The sequence below is a fragment of the Roseibium sp. MMSF_3412 genome, from assembly GCF_030733265.1.
In the GTDB taxonomy this organism is placed as follows: domain Bacteria; phylum Pseudomonadota; class Alphaproteobacteria; order Rhizobiales; family Stappiaceae; genus Roseibium.
Genome location: NZ_JASHJI010000003.1, coordinates 25,136 through 42,429, shown reverse-complemented (window position 1 = coordinate 42,429; position 17,294 = coordinate 25,136). Strand labels below are relative to the sequence as shown.

16 protein-coding genes are annotated in these 17,294 nt (G+C 58.9%); 6 read left to right on the top strand and 10 right to left on the bottom strand.

All coding sequences use genetic code 11. The features are described 5' to 3' along the window. Nucleotides 1-155: 155 nt before the first annotated feature. From ppk2 to RBB49_RS06385, 3 genes are all read left to right on the top strand, one after another. A complete protein-coding gene (gene ppk2 / locus RBB49_RS06395) occupies nucleotides 156-1,064 on the top strand; it encodes a polyphosphate kinase 2 (protein ID WP_306141882.1) in 909 nt (302 codons plus the stop codon). A gap of 105 nt (nucleotides 1,065-1,169) precedes the next feature. Further along, nucleotides 1,170-2,177: a Gfo/Idh/MocA family protein gene (locus RBB49_RS06390; RefSeq protein ID WP_306141881.1), complete on the top strand. Its 1,008-nt coding sequence runs from the start codon at nucleotides 1,170-1,172 to the stop codon at nucleotides 2,175-2,177. Nucleotides 2,178-2,362: 185 nt separating this feature from the next. Further along, on the top strand, nucleotides 2,363-2,932 hold the full coding sequence (locus tag RBB49_RS06385) for a VPLPA-CTERM sorting domain-containing protein (RefSeq protein ID WP_306141880.1): 570 nt from the start codon (nucleotides 2,363-2,365) through the stop codon (nucleotides 2,930-2,932). Nucleotides 2,933-3,041: 109 nt separating this feature from the next. On the opposite strand, the gene infC is transcribed toward RBB49_RS06385, so the two are convergent. Beyond that, the gene (gene infC / locus RBB49_RS06380) at nucleotides 3,042-3,581 is read right to left on the bottom strand and encodes a translation initiation factor IF-3 (protein ID WP_306142377.1); all 540 of its coding nucleotides are present in this window, start codon (nucleotides 3,579-3,581) and stop codon (nucleotides 3,042-3,044) included. Between the two features lie 299 nt (nucleotides 3,582-3,880). Between infC and RBB49_RS06375 the strand changes: the two genes are divergently transcribed. Beyond that, a complete protein-coding gene (locus RBB49_RS06375) occupies nucleotides 3,881-4,327 on the top strand; it encodes a translation initiation factor IF-3 (protein ID WP_306141879.1) in 447 nt (148 codons plus the stop codon). On the opposite strand, the gene RBB49_RS06370 is transcribed toward RBB49_RS06375, so the two are convergent. Both RBB49_RS06370 and RBB49_RS06365 read right to left on the bottom strand, forming a co-directional pair. Then, nucleotides 4,324-4,704 carry a YkvA family protein gene (locus tag RBB49_RS06370; protein WP_306141878.1) on the bottom strand — a complete coding sequence of 127 codons (381 nt, stop codon included), beginning with the start codon at nucleotides 4,702-4,704 and terminating at the stop codon, nucleotides 4,324-4,326. The genes RBB49_RS06375 and RBB49_RS06370 overlap by 4 nt on opposite strands. Nucleotides 4,705-4,857: 153 nt before the next feature. Further along, a complete protein-coding gene (locus tag RBB49_RS06365; protein ID WP_306141877.1) occupies nucleotides 4,858-6,546 on the bottom strand; it encodes an acyl-CoA dehydrogenase family protein in 1,689 nt (562 codons plus the stop codon). 162 nt (nucleotides 6,547-6,708) lie between these two features. Between RBB49_RS06365 and RBB49_RS06360 the strand changes: the two genes are divergently transcribed. Then, nucleotides 6,709-7,599, top strand: coding sequence for a YihY/virulence factor BrkB family protein (locus RBB49_RS06360; protein WP_306141876.1), 891 nt, complete (start codon nucleotides 6,709-6,711; stop codon nucleotides 7,597-7,599). 20 nt (nucleotides 7,600-7,619) lie between these two features. Here RBB49_RS06360 and RBB49_RS06355 read toward each other — a convergent pair whose 3' ends face one another. Next, nucleotides 7,620-8,495: a DMT family transporter gene (locus RBB49_RS06355; RefSeq protein WP_306141875.1), complete on the bottom strand. Its 876-nt coding sequence runs from the start codon at nucleotides 8,493-8,495 to the stop codon at nucleotides 7,620-7,622. A gap of 411 nt (nucleotides 8,496-8,906) precedes the next feature. Between RBB49_RS06355 and RBB49_RS06350 the strand changes: the two genes are divergently transcribed. Continuing rightward, entirely contained in the window at nucleotides 8,907-10,091 is a 1,185-nt protein-coding gene (locus RBB49_RS06350) for an NAD(P)/FAD-dependent oxidoreductase (protein ID WP_306141874.1), read from the top strand. 13 nt (nucleotides 10,092-10,104) lie between these two features. On the opposite strand, the gene RBB49_RS06345 is transcribed toward RBB49_RS06350, so the two are convergent. From RBB49_RS06345 to RBB49_RS06320, 6 genes are all read right to left on the bottom strand, one after another. After that, entirely contained in the window at nucleotides 10,105-10,902 is a 798-nt protein-coding gene (locus RBB49_RS06345) for an alpha/beta fold hydrolase (RefSeq protein WP_306141873.1), read from the bottom strand. 76 nt (nucleotides 10,903-10,978) lie between these two features. Further along, nucleotides 10,979-12,160, bottom strand: coding sequence for an adenylate/guanylate cyclase domain-containing protein (locus RBB49_RS06340; RefSeq protein WP_306141872.1), 1,182 nt, complete (start codon nucleotides 12,158-12,160; stop codon nucleotides 10,979-10,981). A 68-nt stretch (nucleotides 12,161-12,228) separates the two neighbouring features. Continuing rightward, entirely contained in the window at nucleotides 12,229-13,734 is a 1,506-nt protein-coding gene (locus tag RBB49_RS06335) for a glycosyltransferase family 39 protein (protein ID WP_306141871.1), read from the bottom strand. 37 nt (nucleotides 13,735-13,771) lie between these two features. Further along, nucleotides 13,772-14,203, bottom strand: a complete 432-nt coding sequence (locus RBB49_RS06330) for a GtrA family protein (RefSeq protein ID WP_306141870.1) — start codon at nucleotides 14,201-14,203, stop codon at nucleotides 13,772-13,774. Continuing rightward, complete coding sequence (locus RBB49_RS06325; RefSeq protein WP_306141869.1) at nucleotides 14,193-15,224, bottom strand: glycosyltransferase family 2 protein; 1,032 nt, start codon at nucleotides 15,222-15,224, stop codon at nucleotides 14,193-14,195. The genes RBB49_RS06330 and RBB49_RS06325 overlap by 11 nt, the downstream gene beginning before the upstream one ends. 145 nt (nucleotides 15,225-15,369) lie before the next feature. Continuing rightward, on the bottom strand, nucleotides 15,370-17,139 hold the full coding sequence (locus tag RBB49_RS06320) for a radical SAM protein (RefSeq protein ID WP_306141868.1): 1,770 nt from the start codon (nucleotides 17,137-17,139) through the stop codon (nucleotides 15,370-15,372). Nucleotides 17,140-17,294 lie beyond the last annotated feature (155 nt).

Genomic DNA, 17,294 nt, shown 5'->3' with positions numbered 1-17,294 from the left:
AACGTTCATTCATTTACAAGCGAAGAATGTGGCTGTTGACGCAGGTCAGAGACTTATCGCCGCCGAACTGGTCAGACTGTCAAAAAACTTACATGCTTAGGCTGTTCACACTCTTGGTGAGTTTCGAGGATCGGGAAGTTTCAAAGGACCGGTAGATGAGTGACGAAAGTGCAAAAAGCTGGGTTGAGGCCGAATGGGCGGATTCCCTCGATGAAGAACTGGAAATGGAGATCGACGACAACCTGATCGCCAGGGATCTTCAGTTCATTTCCGACAAGCGGCACAAATCGACAATCGACCGGAACACATATTTTCACGAACTTCTCAGGCTGCAGGCGGAACTGGTCAAGCTCCAGGACTGGGTACAGCACAGCGGCGAGAAAATTGTCGTCGTGTTCGAAGGCCGCGATGCAGCCGGCAAGGGTGGTGTCATCAAACGCATCACCCAGCGTCTCAATCCGCGCGTTGCAAGGGTGGTCGCCCTGCCGGCGCCGACCGAGCGCGAGAAGTCGCAGTGGTACTTCCAGCGCTACGTTCCGCATCTGCCGGCAGCCGGCGAAATCGTCATGTTCGACCGCTCCTGGTACAACAGGTCCGGTGTCGAGCGGGTGATGGGATTTGCCAGCGAAGACCAGGTCGAGCAGTTCTTCAACGACGTTCCCGAGTTCGAGCGCATGATCGTCCGGTCGGGCATCAGGCTGATCAAGTACTGGTTCTCCATCACGGACGAGGAACAGCAGCTGCGCTTCCTGATGCGCATTCACGATCCGCTCAAGCAGTGGAAGCTGTCGCCGATGGATCTGGAATCCCGCGTTCGCTGGGAAGACTATACCAAGGCGAAGGAAGAGACGTTCGAACGCACGAACATTCCGGAGGCCCCCTGGTTCATCGTTGAAGGCAACGACAAGAAACAGGCGCGGCTGAACTGCATCAGCCATCTCCTGTCGCAACTGCCTTACAAGGAGGTTCCGCACGACCCGGTCAGCCTGCCGGAGCGCAGGTCCAATCCGGACTATGAACGCAAGGTCCTGCCGGAGCATCTATACGTTCCGGAGAAATTCTAGCGCAGACCCAAACGCTGCGTTACTTTGGCAATGGTCCCGGCCTTGCAGGCCGGGATTTTTTCGTGCCAACTGGTGATTGCACCTCTTTTTTCGGAGAAAAACAAAATGGACGGCAACAGGGTCCGCTGGGGAATCATCTCGACAGCAAAGATCGGCAGGGAGAAGGTCATTCCCGGTATCAAGGCGTCCCAGACGGGCGTTGCCGCGGCGATTGCCTCGCGTGATCTGGAACGCGCGAAACAGGTCGCATCGGAGCTCGGTATCGAAAAGGCCTACGGCTGCTATGAAGAGCTGTTTGCCGATCCGGACATTGACGCGATCTACAATCCGCTGCCGAACCACATGCATGTTCCGGTCACAGCCCAGGCCGTTGAGGCCGGAAAGCACGTTCTTTGCGAAAAGCCGATGGCGCTGAGCGCGGACGAAGCGGCCACGCTTCTCGATCTGCCGAAAGACAGGCTGGTGGCCGAGGGTTTCATGGTCCGCGCGCACCCGCAGTGGATCCGGGCGCGTGAGATCGTCCGCTCCGGCGAACTGGGCGAGTTACATGCCATCCAGGGGTTTTTCAGTTTTTTCAATGCCGATCCCGGCAACATCCGCAACCGGGCGGACATGGGCGGCGGGGCGCTGATGGATATCGGCTGCTACACGATGCTGGCCGGGCGATATTTCTTCGAGGCGGAACCGGAGCGCGTTGTCTCCCTGATCGACCGCGACCCGGATTTCGGCACGGACCGGATCACCAGCGCGATGATGGATTTCGGGGCCGGCCGCCAGCTCACATTCACCGTGTCGACTCAGTTGACCCCGTTCCAGCGGCTGCAACTGGTCGGCTCGAAAAAACGTCTTGAGATCCTGATCCCCTTCAACGCGCCGCAGGGCGAGGCTGTCGAATTGCGGCTGGATGACGGGTCCAGACTGGGAGACGGTGCGCTCGCGCCCGAGACCATCGCACCCTGCGATCAGTATGCCGAGCTTGCCGATGTCTTCGGCCGTGCGATCCTGGGCGAAAAAATGCTCACTTACGGGGTCGAGGACGCCGTTCAGAACATGAAGATCATCGACGCCATCTTCGCCTCGGCGGAGCGCGGCGAGTGGGTTGATGTTGTTTAGTGCTGTTCATCTAACGCGGATCGTCGAATGTGACAATTTTACGAACTGCGAAAATTACACAATACAACCTTAAAGATGTTTTCGGTTGTATTTAACCGTAATGCGCTGAAAATTAATGTTATTTAATTTGACAGGCCCGCGATTTTCACATTTTGTAAACCCTACGTACTTTGGGAGTTACGAGTATGCGTATTTTCGAGCGTTCTTTAGCAGGCCTTTTCGCGCTTGCAGTTGCAACATTTGGACTGTCCACCTTGTCGGCCCAGGCGGCTCCGATGAACTGCGTCACTTCGGCGGGGGGTAGCGGGGCAACCCTGACCCTGGCGAATTCAACGCAGGCCTTTTGCACCACCGGAAACGATACGAATACGATCACGTCGACCTATTCTCTCTTCGGCATGACGGGCTGGGTCCTGTCCGAGAAGAACGACAGCGCCGATGGCGATGGAACAATCGAATTTACAGACGCTCCGGTCAACGGCACAAAAAGCGGCGACTGGACGATCGACACGCTCGCCGGATTGACGAACGTCGTGATCACGCTGAAGGCGGGCAACGGGTTCGGGGCATTCCTTCTGGATCTCAGCGTCGGAAACCCGCTGACCGGAACCTGGATGTCGACGAAAGATCTGTCCCACGCGTCGATCTACTACAATGGCAATCCGACGGCGGTTCCGCTGCCAGCTGGGGTACTGCTCCTTGTTACGGGGCTCGCCGGACTGGGATTTGCCGCACGTCGCCGGATGAAAGGCTAAGACAGCTCTCCCTCGATCTGGTTGCCAAACAGGGCAGGCGAAGAGACGAATGCCAATAAAAAACCCCGCAGTTTGCGGGGTTTTTTTTGATTCCAGAATGGTGGGTCCGCTACTTGATCGGCGCCAGCACCATGACCATCTGGCGGCCTTCCAGCTTGGGAGCCGACTCGACCTTCGCAATCTCGGAGGTTTCTTCGCGGACCTTGTTCAAGAGGTTCATGCCAAGATCCTGGTGCGCCATTTCACGGCCACGGAACCGGAGCGTTACCTTCACCTTGTCCCCGTCATTGAAGAAGCGCAGCATGTTCTTCATCTTCACGTCGTAATCGTGCGTGTCGATGTTCGGACGCATCTTGATCTCCTTGATCTCGACGGTCTTCTGCTTCTTGCGGGCTTCCGCAGCCTTCTTCTGGGCCTGGTACTTGTACCGGCCAAAATCAAGAATCTTGCAGACGGGGGGATTTGCGTTCGGCTGAATTTCAACGAGATCCAGACCTGCATCAAGAGCGATATCCATCGCTTCTTCGGTCGGTATCACGCCACGGTTGGCGCCTTCATGATCAATCAACTGGACTTCGCGAACGCGAATTTCTTGGTTTGTGCGCGGGCCTTCCTTCGTGGGAGGCGGGGCGCGGAACGGACGGCGAATGGTCGCTAACTCCTCTAACGTTTCTACTGAGCGCCTGGTCATGGCTCATTCTCATGCACAAAAAACCTCGGGACCCATGTACCAAGGTTTCTGCCGCAAATGTCCTAGCGCTGCTACATAAAATCCTGCGAAACAGGCTGGAAGTCAACCGAAATCGGCGCTTGCGCCTGCGTCGGTGCGACATCCGTGTCGCCTTGAAAACAGGAATGCCACGCTTTGGAGCGTGGATCGATTGTTGTAATTCCGAAGACAATGCCACACTTAAGTGTTTGCCGGAAGATTTAAAGGAGACAAGAGACTTGGACGGCGGAAAATTCCTGTTTCAACTCCTTAAAATCGTTATCGGGTTTGTGCTTGCGCTTGTCGCCAGCGGCCTGTTTCTGGCCTGGGGCTTCTTTCAGGCAGCCCATCCCGGTGAAAATCCGGTCGCCTTCGGCGCCATGGTCGGGACCGGACTCGTTGCGGCCAGCGTCGCAGGAGCGGCGGCGATGGTTCCGGCAGGCATCGTCATCGCACTTGCCGAATTCGCGCGTCTCAAGGGGATCGTGTTTCATCTTGCCGCCGGAGGAGCGATCGCGTTCGTGATCTGGACGCTCGGGCCGGAGACAGAGGCTGGCGGCGTCAGGCCGGGCAGTGTTGTTGCCCTGGCAGCCGGGTTTTTCGCAGGTCTTGTCTACTGGATAATCGCCGGGCGGACGTCGGGATGCTGGTGGTTGCCAAAAACCACCGATCCGAAAAACGTCTAAAGTTCCTCGTCCTTGAGGGCTTCCCTTGCTGCGTGGTAGTGGTCGTCGCGCATATGCCCGCGGATCATCGCGATCGCCGCCATCAGAACGGTGGCATCATCGCCAAAGCCGACACCGATCAGGAAATCCGGGATCGTGTCGAGCGGCAGGACAAAATAGGCAAGGGCCGCCAGAAGCGTCGCGCGCACCTTGGCCGGTGTCGCCGGATCCAGCGCACAATAATAGCCGGCGACCACGTCTTCCATGAACGGAACCTGGCGGGCAGCTTTTTTCGCCGTCGCGAGCAGTCTCTGCCGAACGTTGCTTTTCTGCTCTTCTTCCGGACCAAGATACTCGGGTTCGAACCCAAGATCCTCAAATGAAAAAGAGGATGTCATTGGTGAGGTCTCCCGTTTCTGCCAGCTATACATGTGGTGAATCCCGGCGGGAGTTCAACAGAAAAGCCGGTCTGGCGCAAATGCGACGGGCGATGCGATGGCAGCGCAAGGCAGTAGAAAAGGGCGTTCCAGCCGCCCTTTTCCGTTTCGGAACTACTGATTGCCGCGCGTTTCGAGCAGGCGGCGGGCGATCACCTGGGCCTGGATTTCCGCCGCGCCCTCGAAAATGTTGAGGATGCGCGCGTCGCACAGGACCCGTGAGACCGCGTATTCCAGCGCAAAGCCGTTGCCGCCATGGATCTGGAGCGCATTGTCGGCCGCTGCCCACGCGACCCGCGCGCCCAGCAATTTGGCCATGCCGGCCTCCAGGTCGCACCGTTTGCCGGAGTCTTTCTGCCAGGACGAGAAGTAGGTCAGCTGCCGCGCAATCATCAGTTCGGCGGTCATCAGCGCCAATTTGTCCGCGACACGCGGGAAATGGATCAGGGACTTGCCGAACTGGACACGCTCTTCGGCATAGCGCAGACCAAGATCGAGTGCGCTCTGGGCAACGCCGAGCGCCCTTGCGGCCGTCTGGATGCGCGCGCCTTCAAAGGTCTGCATGAGCTGTTTGAAGCCCTCGCCCTCGACCTGGCCGAGCAGATTTTCACCAGCAACTTCAAACCCGTCGAAGGCGATCTCATATTCCTTCATGCCGCGATAGCCGAGTACCTCGATCTCGCCACCGCTCATGCCCTCTGCCGGGAACGGGTCCTCGTCCGTGCCGCGCGGTTTTTCCGCGATGAACATGGACAGGCCCTTGTAGCCGGGCTCATCCGGATTGGTGCGGGCGAGCAGCGTCATGATGTCCGCGCGCACCGGATGGGTGATCCAGGTCTTGTTGCCGGAGACTTTCCAGGTGTCTCCGTCCTTGACCGCACGTGTCTTCAGAGATGCCAGATCCGATCCGGTATTGGGTTCGGTAAAGACCGCGGTCGGCAGGATTTCACCCGAGGCGATTTTCGGCAGCCAATGCTGTTTCTGCTCTTCCGTTCCACCGCACAGGATCAGTTCTGCCGCGATTTCGGAACGGGTGCCCAGGGAGCCGACACCGATATAGGCGCGTGAAAGCTCCTCGGAAACCACGCACATGGCTTCCTTGCCAAGGCCGAGACCGCCATATTCCTCCGGGATCGTGAGCCCGAAGACACCGAGTTCGGACATCTGCCCGACCACTTCGAGCGGAATGTACTCGTTCTTCATATGCCATTCATGGGCATGCGGTGTCACCGTGCCTTCGGCAAATTTCCGCATCTCGTTGCGGATCTGCTCCATTGTCTCGTCAAGGCCGGGGTCGCCGAATGTCGAGTGACCGGCCTGGTCGCGGATGAGAGCCGCGATTTCGGTTCGTATTGCAGGCGTGTTGCCTGTTTCGATCAACGCGTCGATGTCCGGCGTTCGGTGGTCGCGGGCTTCGCCGGAGCTGATACCGAGATCCGCAAGACGGACGAACTCGCCCTGGTTCATCGGAATGCCGCCGAATATCTGCGCCAGGTACTCGGCAAATCCAAGCTGGACAATCCGTTCTTCCAAGGTGCCGTATTTTCCCTGCGTGCTCAGGCGCTGGGCATAGGCGTCCAGCTGGCGCAGCGATTCGACGTAGGTTGCCAGCCATGCCAGGCCGTGCGTCGCGCGCTGTTCCTGCTCCATCAGGCGCGAGGACACACGCCCGTCGGCGGTCACGAGCGCGCGCACACGCTGCGCTGCAAGATCAAGCAGGCGGTCGAGGGTGTCGACCGCCGAGGCGGTCTGTTCGGCAAGGCTCTCCGGCGTTTCTGCCGCCGTCAGGGCTGCAGTGGACATGGGCGATCTCCGTTTTCATTTGTTGCGCTGAAGCGCTTTTTGTTGAAGCTATGTTGCGTCGCACACACTCATTTGTCGAGCCGGAATTTGTTCTTCTTTCGGAGGGGGTCAATTTCACAGTCTTCTCTTGACTGTCAGGCGCGACAAAGGCCAGATCGGGCCATGGGCGTGCAAAAGGGCTTTTTGGCTGTATTTTCGGTTCTCAAGGATGCGATCGGGCATTTCTCGCGCGATGACGGCTTTGCAATGGCAAGTCATGTCGCGTTGTCCGGACTGCTCGCCATTTTTCCGATGCTGATCTTCATAGCGTCCCTTTCGGCCTTTTTCGGCATGACAGGTGCGGCGGATACAGCCTCGGACCTGATTTTCGACGCCTGGCCGGAATCGGTTGCCGCGCCCGTGGTGCGAGAGATCCACAATGTCCTGACCGTGCCGCGCGGCGACCTTCTGACTTTTGGCGCCATCGCGGCGCTCTGGTTTGCCTCCAATGGCGTCGAGGCGCTCCGGACCGCACTCAATCGGGCTTACAGGCAGATGGAGCATCGTTCGATCTTCTTTCTGCGGCTGCAATCGCTCGGGCTCGTGCTGCTCGGTGCCGCGATCCTGCTGGCCTACACGTTTCTCGTTGTTCTGGCGCCGCTGGCGCTGGATACCCTGGAAACCTATGCTCCCCAGGTCGAGAATTTCCTGCTTTCCATCAACGTCGCGCGCTATTCGCTCGCCGGGTCGCTGCTTGTGATCGGCCTGTTCGTGACCCACTGGCTTCTGCCGGCGGGCAAACGGTCTTTCCGTGATCTGTGGCCGGGCGTGCTGGCAACATTGGTCATGTGGATCATCGCAGGCAGTGCCTTCGGGGCCTATCTGGCGAGCTTTGCAAATTACGTGTCCACCTATGGCGGTCTTGCCGGCATCATGACCGCCCTGATCTTTCTCTATATCTGTTCGCTGGTTTTCATTCTGGGCGGCGAACTCAACGCGGCGATCTCCCGCCAGCGCCGGTTCCGGGCGCGTGTCAAGGAACGCGCCGCGTCCGCTGTCACCAAAGAGGCCTGATCGCCGGTTCCGGAACTGTTTCAGACCTTTTTGGGCGTTTGCCGGATCACAAGGACGGCGCCGATAATGAGGGCCATCCCCGCGATCTGAACAAGCGTCAGCGTTTCGTTGAACAGAAAGTAGCTCTCGACCGCCGTTGCCACGGGCACAAGGTAGAAGAGACTTGCAACCTGGGAAACGGCCCCTTCGCGGATGAGCAGCATCAACAGCAGAACCGCACCCACGGACAGAACGAGCACCAGCCAGACAAGCGCGAAGACAAGTTCACCCGACCAGATGATATGCCAGCTTTCGAACATGGACAGAGGCGTCGTCACAAGAAGCGCGCCGACATATTGCCAGATCGTTGCCGCAAGCAGGTCCGTCTTTACGGCAAACCGTTTCTGGTAGACCGTGCCCAGGCTGATCGCAACGACGGCCACCAGGGCGACGGCGACCGTGATCGTGGTGATCCCGGTTCCGCTGATATCGAATTTCGGCCCGAGCACCAGGAGCAGGCCGACGCCTCCGATCACCATGCTGATCCAGTGTTTCCGGGAGATCGTTTCGCCGAGAAGCAGGACCGCGATCAGAGCGGTGAGAACAGGCTGCAGCCCGACGATGATCGAAGACGCGCCGGCGGGCATGCCCTGCTTGATGGCCCAGAAGATGCCGCCCAGGTAGATCCCGTGAACAAGCATGCCGGTAACGAGACAGTGCAAAATGGCAATCGGGGTGACCGGCCAGGCCTTGGTGAGGAAAAACGCCAGAAGCAGAAGGATCGGCAATACGGCGAAGAACCGCACCGTCAGAAACACCATCGGATCGATGTAGGGGGCGCCGAGTTTCGAACCGATGAAGCCGGTTGACCACAGCAGGACGAAGATCACCGGTGCGGCTTTTGTCAGATAACTCAAGTTGGCCTCAAAAGGAGATCGACGCCGATATGCGTCTGTTGGAACCGTCAGCGCACACCGATGGTCCTGCGTCCCGCAGGGTCGAAAACGTGCCGGGTGAATGAGTGACATATGACGCTCTCGCGCAGCGTGCAATCTCCATTTCAAATCCGGGTCTTCAAGAGACCGTGCCCAAGCGCGTGACATGTGCTGAATACGCGTGATTTTGCCTCTTTTCTGTGTCGAATTCGTCGCGTCATTTCGCCCTTCTGGCGGAGCGATAATGTTCGTGCTAGAGCATCGTGCGTTCAAACGAACGATCAAGAATGCTCGATCACTCTGGAAACGATCGGCTTTGGATGTTCAAGCGCTTGCAATTGAACACCGGTTGCTCCAGTGACGACGAAATTTGCATTGAGAAGGCGCAACGGAATGCAGGAAGAAATCGTCATCATCGGTGCCGGCCAGGCCGGTTCACAGCTTGCCCATTCACTTCGTCAGGGTGGTTTCGAAGGCCCCTTGCGCCTGATCGGCGATGAACCGCATCCACCCTACCAGCGCCCGCCGCTTTCCAAGAAATACCTGTCTGGAGACGTTGGCGCAGAAGGGCTTTGGCTTCGCCCGCCCGCGTTCTTCGAGACCAACAAGATCGACCACATCCCCGACACGAAAGTGGTCGCGATCGACCGCGCGGCCAAGCGGCTCAGCCTGGCAAACGGTGACACGCTTCCTTATGGGAAACTGGTTCTGGCGACCGGCACGAATGCGCGTTCGCTGCCACTTGCAGGCGCCGACAAGAAAGGTGTCGCGACGCTGCGCTCGATTGCAGATGTCGACGTAATCCGCGAGGGCATGAAGACGAGCAGCAACATCGCGATCATCGGCGCGGGCTATATCGGCCTTGAGGTTGCAGCGGTCGCAAAGGCAATGGGCAAATCGGTGAGCGTCATCGAAGCGCAGGACCGGCCAATGAAACGGGTGGTCAGCCAGGCCGTATCGGACTACTTCGCCAAGCTGCATCGCGACAATGGCATCGACCTGCGTCTTGAGACCGGTATCGAAGGGCTTGAAGGCGAGGCCGCGGTCAGCGGTGTGAGATTGAAAAGCGGTGAACTGGTTCCTGCCGAACTCGTGCTTATTGCCGTCGGTGCCGAACCGAACGATCATCTGGCCGCAGAGGCCGGCCTGGAAGTCGACAATGGCGTTCTGGTCGACGGGTCCGGTCAGACCAGCGACCCGGATATCTACGCCGTCGGGGACTGCACACGGTTCTACTCCAACCGCTATCAGCGCTCCGTGCGCATGGAGAGCGTACAAAATGCCATCGATCAGGCAAAGGCGGCGGCCCAGTCGCTGCTGGGCGAGGAGGTCGACTACGACCCGCTGCCGTGGTTCTGGTCGGACCAGTATGACATCAAGCTGCAGATCGCGGGCCTGTCCGAAGGCTATGACGACACGGTGCTTGTCGGATCTCCCGAAGATCACAAGTTCTATGTTGCCTATCTGAGCGACGGCAAGCTCATTGCAGTCGACAGCATCAATTTCCCGCGCTCGCACATGCTGGCACGCCGGGTCATCGGCGAAACCTGGCGCGAGGGGCTGCTGCCGGACGCGTGATACCTGGCGGGCGTCAGACAGCGCCCGCGTTTTGCAGGATGAGCCGGGTCACTTCCCGTGGGATTTCCAGATGCGGCATGTGCCCGACCCGCTCGAATATGTGGGTCGCCACGATCCCGGGGAGCTTGTGTGCCTGCCGGGTCGGCAGAACCCGGTCCTGCGTTCCCCAAATCACCTTCATCGGCATCGGCAGGGCGGCGAGTTCGTCTCTCGGGAGCGTTTTCTGGACCGTGCCGTCGAGGATTTCCTCCACTATGGCCTCAAGCGTCGCCGTCGCGCCTGGCTTGGACCGGCTCTCGGCAACGGTCTTTGCAAGATATTTGGGGAGCCGGTATTCCCAACCGAAAAACTGTTCCAGCAGCACTTCCATTCCCGCGGTGTCGGTGGTCGTGGCGTAGCGGCGCAACAGGCGGTGGTTGATTTCCGGGCCGAACCCGCCGGGCGCAAGCAGCGTCAGGCTGGCGATCCTGTCGGGATCCTTCAGCGCGACCAGTGCGGCGACGGCCCCTCCCATGGAATGCCCGACAAGGTGGACCCGGGGAAGTGCCAGCGCTTCCAGGGACTGCGCAACCGCCTTTGCCGCAACGCCGGCATTGCCGATACGTGGCCAGTCGAGAGCCCCGCCATGCCCGGGAAGATCAAAGGCAAGCGATCGTTTCTTTCCCGCAAGAGCCGTTTGTGTGTTCAGCCAGGTTTGCCGGTCACCGCCAAAGCCATGCAGGAGAACAATCGGTTCCTGGTCATTGCCGCCGTCGGCAGCCTGGTCGTTGAAAGGCAGATGTTTTTGCGGTGCCGGGCGTAGATCGGTCATGTCTGTCTGTTTGTCCTCGGTCCAGGCCTGAATTGGATTTTTCGGAAATAGCGGCGAAACGGATGGGCGGGCGTCCTCATGCCAGCGCGAACAGCGGTTGCGGGTCGGTGAAGCCGCTCAGCTCGAACGACCCGACGGGTTTTGCGCGCGCACCGCAAAGTCTTGCGACATCCTCGGTCATGAGCACGTCGGAGCCTGCGGTTTTGGTGAGGCTTTCAATGCGCGCGGCGGCATGCACCGTCTGCCCAATAACGGAAAAGGTCAAGCGGCTGGGCACGCCGATATTGCCGAACATGACCGATCCGACGGACAGGGCGATACCGGCCTGCATGTCCATGACGTTCGATTGGTCGTCATTGATGGCCTTGAGCCGTCTGCGCGTCTCGTCCGCTGCCTTGATCGCCCGGGCTCCGGCCTTGTCGAGGCCCAGCGTGCCGAGCGGAAAGACCCCCAGGACGGCATCGCCGATGAAATCGAGAACTTCTCCCTGATGGTCGAGAACCGCACCGGCCGTTGCCTCGAAATAGGTGTTGAGCCAGTTCAGATAGGCATCCGGACCAAGCGCTTCGGCGATTGCCGTGGAGCGGCGCATGTCGCTGTAGTAGATGACTGCGTCCAGCGTCTCGCCATCGCCGTGCCGGATCTGTCCGCTCAGGACCTTGTTGCCGGCGTTTTTGCCCAGATAGGTTTCGGCGATCGTCCGGCTTATCTGGCTTTCGATGGTTGCGCGTGCCGCAAGAGCAAGCCGTTTCTGGATGTATTCGATGGCCGACAGCGCTTCGTCGCTGAAGCCCGTTTCGTGCTGGGTCGACCAGCTGACAATGATGCCGGTGGTGGGATAGTCGTCATTGGTGACCGGAAGATCGAACCGTGTCGGCAAGACAAGATAGTCGGTGTAACCGGACTTGCTTAGCCGGGTCAGCAACGGAAATTCCTGTGGGGCGTTGGACTTGGCCAACCGGCGTCTGAAGCGGGGTTCCTGGTTGACGAGAACCGCGCGCACCGGGCTCTTGAGCCATTCCTCTGTCTCTTCCTCCGAATGCGCGATCAAGTCATGCTGCAACTCGCTGCCGCTTTCCCAGACAACGACTTCCGCCTCGATGAGCGGGTGAAGCGTTGACCAGGCCATCATCGCGCGATCGATCGGGACATCGCATTTGCGCATGCGTTCGCACATTTGCGCGAACATCTCCGCCAGGTTCGGTGACCCGAGAGCCTGACCGATGAGCCAGTCCTCGATGTCGTCGATTTTTGCCATGCTGATCATTGGGTGAACGTAGTGGTCTTTCCACGCGGTTTCCAGCTGGCGCGTGTCACTTGACGCTCTTAATTCACGGTAGCTTCTGCCACCTTGCCGGGAGGAATGATGAGCCAGTTTACCGTTACCTCAGGAATCTCCGCATCGGACAGATAGCCAAATGTCCTGCTGCCCTGACGGACCGCGCCGGGATAGTATCCCAGAAACTCCCGTAACGGCGTTTTCCGGTCGCCGCGCCAGACAATCATGAGGCCTTTTTTCTGAACGTCGTCAATGTCGATCCAGGGGCTGAGCGTCCGGCTGTGAAGATAGAACATCGACGGCCGGCTCGGGGCGTGCAGGGCGACATTGGCCGCGGACCACATGTCACCAGCAACATAGGCAAGGTCGGTGTTCCGGTCCTCTTGCCAGATGCGCGCCATTTCTTCCGCTACGGCACGTGCGGGATAGTGAATGCGCGTCTGCTTCTGTTTCCAGTAAGGTTCCAGGACCGCCTGGCCGAAGATAACCGACAGGAAAATCAGCTGGATGGCAAGGGCTGCCGCAAGGGCGCGGCGCGGGTGCGGCCACAGGGCGGGAATGCCGGTGAACCGCACAGCCACGATGCCGGACAGGACGAACATCGGTGTGCCCCACATATGTTCGAATTCACTCCCGGTCACGGCCGAGGCCAGCAACACGACAACAAGGGGAACGAAGGCAAACCAGAGAAGGAAACGGTCCTTGCGAGCGGGCGCATCCAAGACGCGCCTGTCTCGAGCGGATCGAAAATCCTTCAGGCCCTGCCAGCCGAGTCCGGCGATCATGACGAGAAAGATCCCGGCGTGATTGCCGATCTGGGCAAGCAGAAAATTCAGCGGGTTCCACAGATGGCCGATGATCGAGGATGCAGGCTTGCTGCGGCTGGCGGCGTATTGAAGCGTCAGGAAATCGGTGTCCAGAAGCCAGAGGGCATGCGGGACCAGCAAAATCAGACATGCAAGAGCGCACATCCAAGGTCCGGGTGTGAACAGCACCCTGCGCGCGTCGCTGAAGACGAGTACGTACAGCCCGATGGTGCCGACGATGAGAAAGACGAAATACTTGGTGTAGAGCCCGAAAGCGGTCAGAACGCCAAGCAGCAGCCAGTCGGCGAGGCGTCCGGTTTCAAGCACCCGCAGAAACAGGAGGATCATGCCCGACCAGACCGGGATCTGCAGGATGTTCGGGTTGAATTCGGGCAGGGGCAGCGTGAAATAGAACGTGACGCTGGTCAGCACGATCGACCAGAATCCCTGCCATGCGCTCATGCCCAGGTGGCGGCAGATTTTCCAGATAAAAAGATAACCGAGCGCGACCGAGAGCGCGCTCAGCCAGTAGCCGCCGAAATAATGGCCGCCAGTCAGGCGATAGGTTGCTTCCAGGAGCCAGGCCTGCATGGGCGGGTGCTTGGTGTAGCCGAACTGAAGTTCGCGGCCCCAGGCAAATCCCTCCACCACATCGAGCGGCGGGCCGGGAAACGTGACCGTTGGTATCAGCGCGTAGAGCAGCGGCAGGCCGACGGCGTAAAGGAGTGCGGCGCGCGATGCGGTCATTCCGTTTTCCCTTTCTGGGGAGCCTGAAGACGACTGGTCAGGATGCGGCCGGTTGATGCGTGAAGGCCCAAAGCCTGGCGCCGACGAAAGAGAATGCCGGAACCACGGCGATTGCAAGCCAGAGGCCATAGATTTCAGGCCAGGGTGCAAATGCAAGCCACAGGGCCAGAATCGTTGAATTGAGTGCGAATCCGCTGACCGAGATGATCAGGAACCTCGTCATGCTTTTGAGCATCGTTCCGGCCTGCCGCAGATGGCTGAAGCTCCAGAAATAGTGTCCGCTGAACGAAACGATGAAGGCGGCCAGAAAGCCGGAGACATTCGAGGGTACGACTGCCAGAAGCCCGGTTTCAAAGAGGACAGACGCAACCACTGCATGGGTCAGCGTGGCCAGAACGCCGACAATCGCGAATTTTCCGACGGCCGCGCCTTCCGTCTTGAGCGTGTCGCGGTTCACCTTAGCCGGCATTCTTGTCCTTGCCTGTCTCTTCGGCTTCCTGCTCCGTGCCTTCGATAACGTCCTGCAGGATATAGACCGGCCGTTGCTTGGCTTCGTTGAAGAGGCGCGCGATATACTCGCCGATCATTCCGATCGAGAGCAATTGCACGCCGGAAAAGAACAAGAGCGCGACCATCAACGATGCATAACCGGGAAGGTCAACACCGAACAGGGATGTGCGCACCGTGAGGAAGATGGCGTAGGCGAAGGCGCCGAAGGAAATCGCGGCACCGCCGTAAAACCAGACGCGCAGGGGCAGCGTGGTAAAGCTCGTCAGTCCGTCCAGGGCAAAATTCCAGAGCTTCCAGTAATTGAACTTTCCATCGCCTGCCTTGCGCGCGGGCCGTTCATACGGAATTGCCATCGCCGGAAACCCGACCCAGGCGAACAGGCCCTTCATGAACCGGTTGCGTTCGGGAAGGCGCAAAAGCGCATCTATGACGGCCCGGTCGATCAGCCGGTAATCCCCGGCATTGGCAGGCATGTCGATATTCGCAAGCTTGTTGAAAAGCTTGTAGAACATGTTCGCGGTTGACCGCTTCAGGACCGTGTCGGAAGACCTGTCGACCCTGAGGCCGTAAATGACATCATAGCCAGCGCGCCAGCCGTCCAGCATCTGCAGGATCAGTTCCGGCGGATCCTGAAGATCGGCATCCATGATAACGGCAATATCGCCGCGCACGGCTTCAAGGCCGGCGGACAGGGCCGCTTCCTTGCCGAAGTTCCGGGACAAGCCGAGCATCCGTCCGGGAAGACCGCTTTTCAGCTTTTCGGACAGGAAGTCGGCGGTTGAATCTCGGCTGCCGTCATCAATGAAAACATATTCATAGGCAAGCCCGGTCTTTTCCAGGATCGGGCGAGTCGCGTCGAGGAAATGACCGATGACGTCTTCTTCGTTGAAGACGGGCACAATCACGCTGAGCAGAGGATCGGCCGTTCTTGCGGTCTCCCGGCGCGAGACATAGATTTTCGAGGCAGCCGTCTGGTTCATCGAGGTGTCGGATCTGAATTTGGGCCAGGGTGTTCCGCGCAACCTGCCGCAATTCCATGAAAAAGACCAGCCCAAGCTTCGCCCCCGGCAAAGCGCTGCACAGTTCGTGGTCGGCCGATGTCCGGTTGCCGAAGCGTCACTTCAATCAGGCGGAGACGGTTTTCTCCCTGGGTTGCGTTTTGTCCAGGATTTCCTTCTGACGCTTGGCTTTTGCAACGGCCTGCTTGGCGGCATCGTTGAGGTTGAAAATCTCCAGGTCCTCGTTCTCGGCATCCGTTACGGGCTGAATGGCGAAATCGGTGTAGTCCGCTCCCCGTGGGTCTTTCTGGATCCTTTTGCGAAGCTTGTGGATCTTCCATCCGTAAAGACCGAAGCGTGCGTATTTCACGAGGCTGTCGAGCGCGAAGGAGGGATAATGCAACAGGGCGGGCAGCCGGCGGAACCCTGGCCTGCGCTGACGCCGGTCCTTGTAGCGGAAGTAGCCGCATTGCTGTGGATGCACCCCTTCAAAGCGCATCGCGCCGTAGATCTGCAGGCAGAGCCGCCACACCCTGACGGGTTTGATGCCGTAGGCAACGTTCCGGCGCATCAACGTTTCGACATGTTCGTCGGTGTAGTACCAGTCCCAGATATCCCGGTATGTCCGCTGCCAGACCTCAGCGCTCATGGTGGGGTGTTCGCAGGTCGTGTGTTCCAGGTCATACCTGTTGAGATCCGGGTCGAGCCAGGTGCCTTTCTCGTAGAGCTTCTGATGATCTTCCGAGCCGGGCAACGGCGTAAGCATTGTAAATTCGAGCATGTCGACCGGCAATTCGCGCTGGATGATCTCGATGTCGCGGCGAATGCTCTCCGGCGTGTCGTTCGGCAGTCCCATGATGAAGCCGGCATAGGTCATGATGCCGGCTTCTTTCCAGAGCTGGAACATTTTCCGGTACTCGGTGATCCGGTTCTGGCCCTTTTTCATGTGGGCGAGGTTTTCCGGATTGATGCTTTCCAGACCGATGAAAACGTGGGTGCACCCCGCACGCGCGGCCTTGTCGACGAAACCCGGCATCCGGTGCGCCAGCGTGTCGATCTGGATCAGGAAGTGGATCCGAATGCCGTCGCGCTCCTTGAGTTCGATCATTCGGTCGAAAATCGGCTCCCAGTTCTTGTTGCGCGCGAAATTGTCGTCCGTGATGAAAAACGAGGTGATGCCCTGGGCATGGTTGGCCCGAATCAGCTTTTCAATGTCGTCCGCGTCGCGCCAACGCGACTTGCGGCCCTGCACATTGATGATGGTGCAGAACGAACACTGAAACGGACAGCCGCGCCCCGCATCGAAGGAGGACAGGCTGCCGTCATATTTCCGGACAATGGATTCCGGCAAAAGCGGCGGCACCTGGTTTTGCAGTCCGGGGAGATCGTGCATCACGTTGTAGACGGGTTTCAGCGTGCCTGCCTTTGCTTCACAAAGCAGGCTTTCAAAGTGTTCTTCCGCTTCGCCCGCGAACAGGACCAGGCCCATATCCACCGCTTCCTGAAGATCCGCCGGCATGTCCTTGAGCATGGAGAGGCAGCCGGAGACGTGAAACCCGCCGAGTATGACCGTCACGTTTTCGGCGCGGAGTTGCCTCGCGATATCAAGCGCGCGTGGAAACTGGTTGGACTGGACACCGACAAGACACACGATACCGCCACCGTTCCGGGTGTTTTTCACGATCTCGGCGAGCGGCACCCGCATGGTCATTTCATCGTAGGCATTGACGGTAATCGCCGTGTCGTCGCCAAGGGTGTTCCGGTCGGCACAATCCTGCGCAATGGCGTAGAGACATGCCATGGAATTCGAAGGGATCCAGGCCTTCCACCATTGCAACACGTACCCGTCGTCGTCGTAGTGCGACGGCTTGATGATTTCGATGTGAAACGTTCCCATTCTGCGTGGCCTCGCTGTCGCAGGGCATTGCAGCTCTCGAAAGGCAGATGTTTCGCTCGTGTGATGCCTGAACCGAGAACCTCAGCCCGTCCACTCGATTGGTTCCGTAAGGTAAACCAAGTTCAGGTTTCGGACAACAACTTGTCATCGGACCA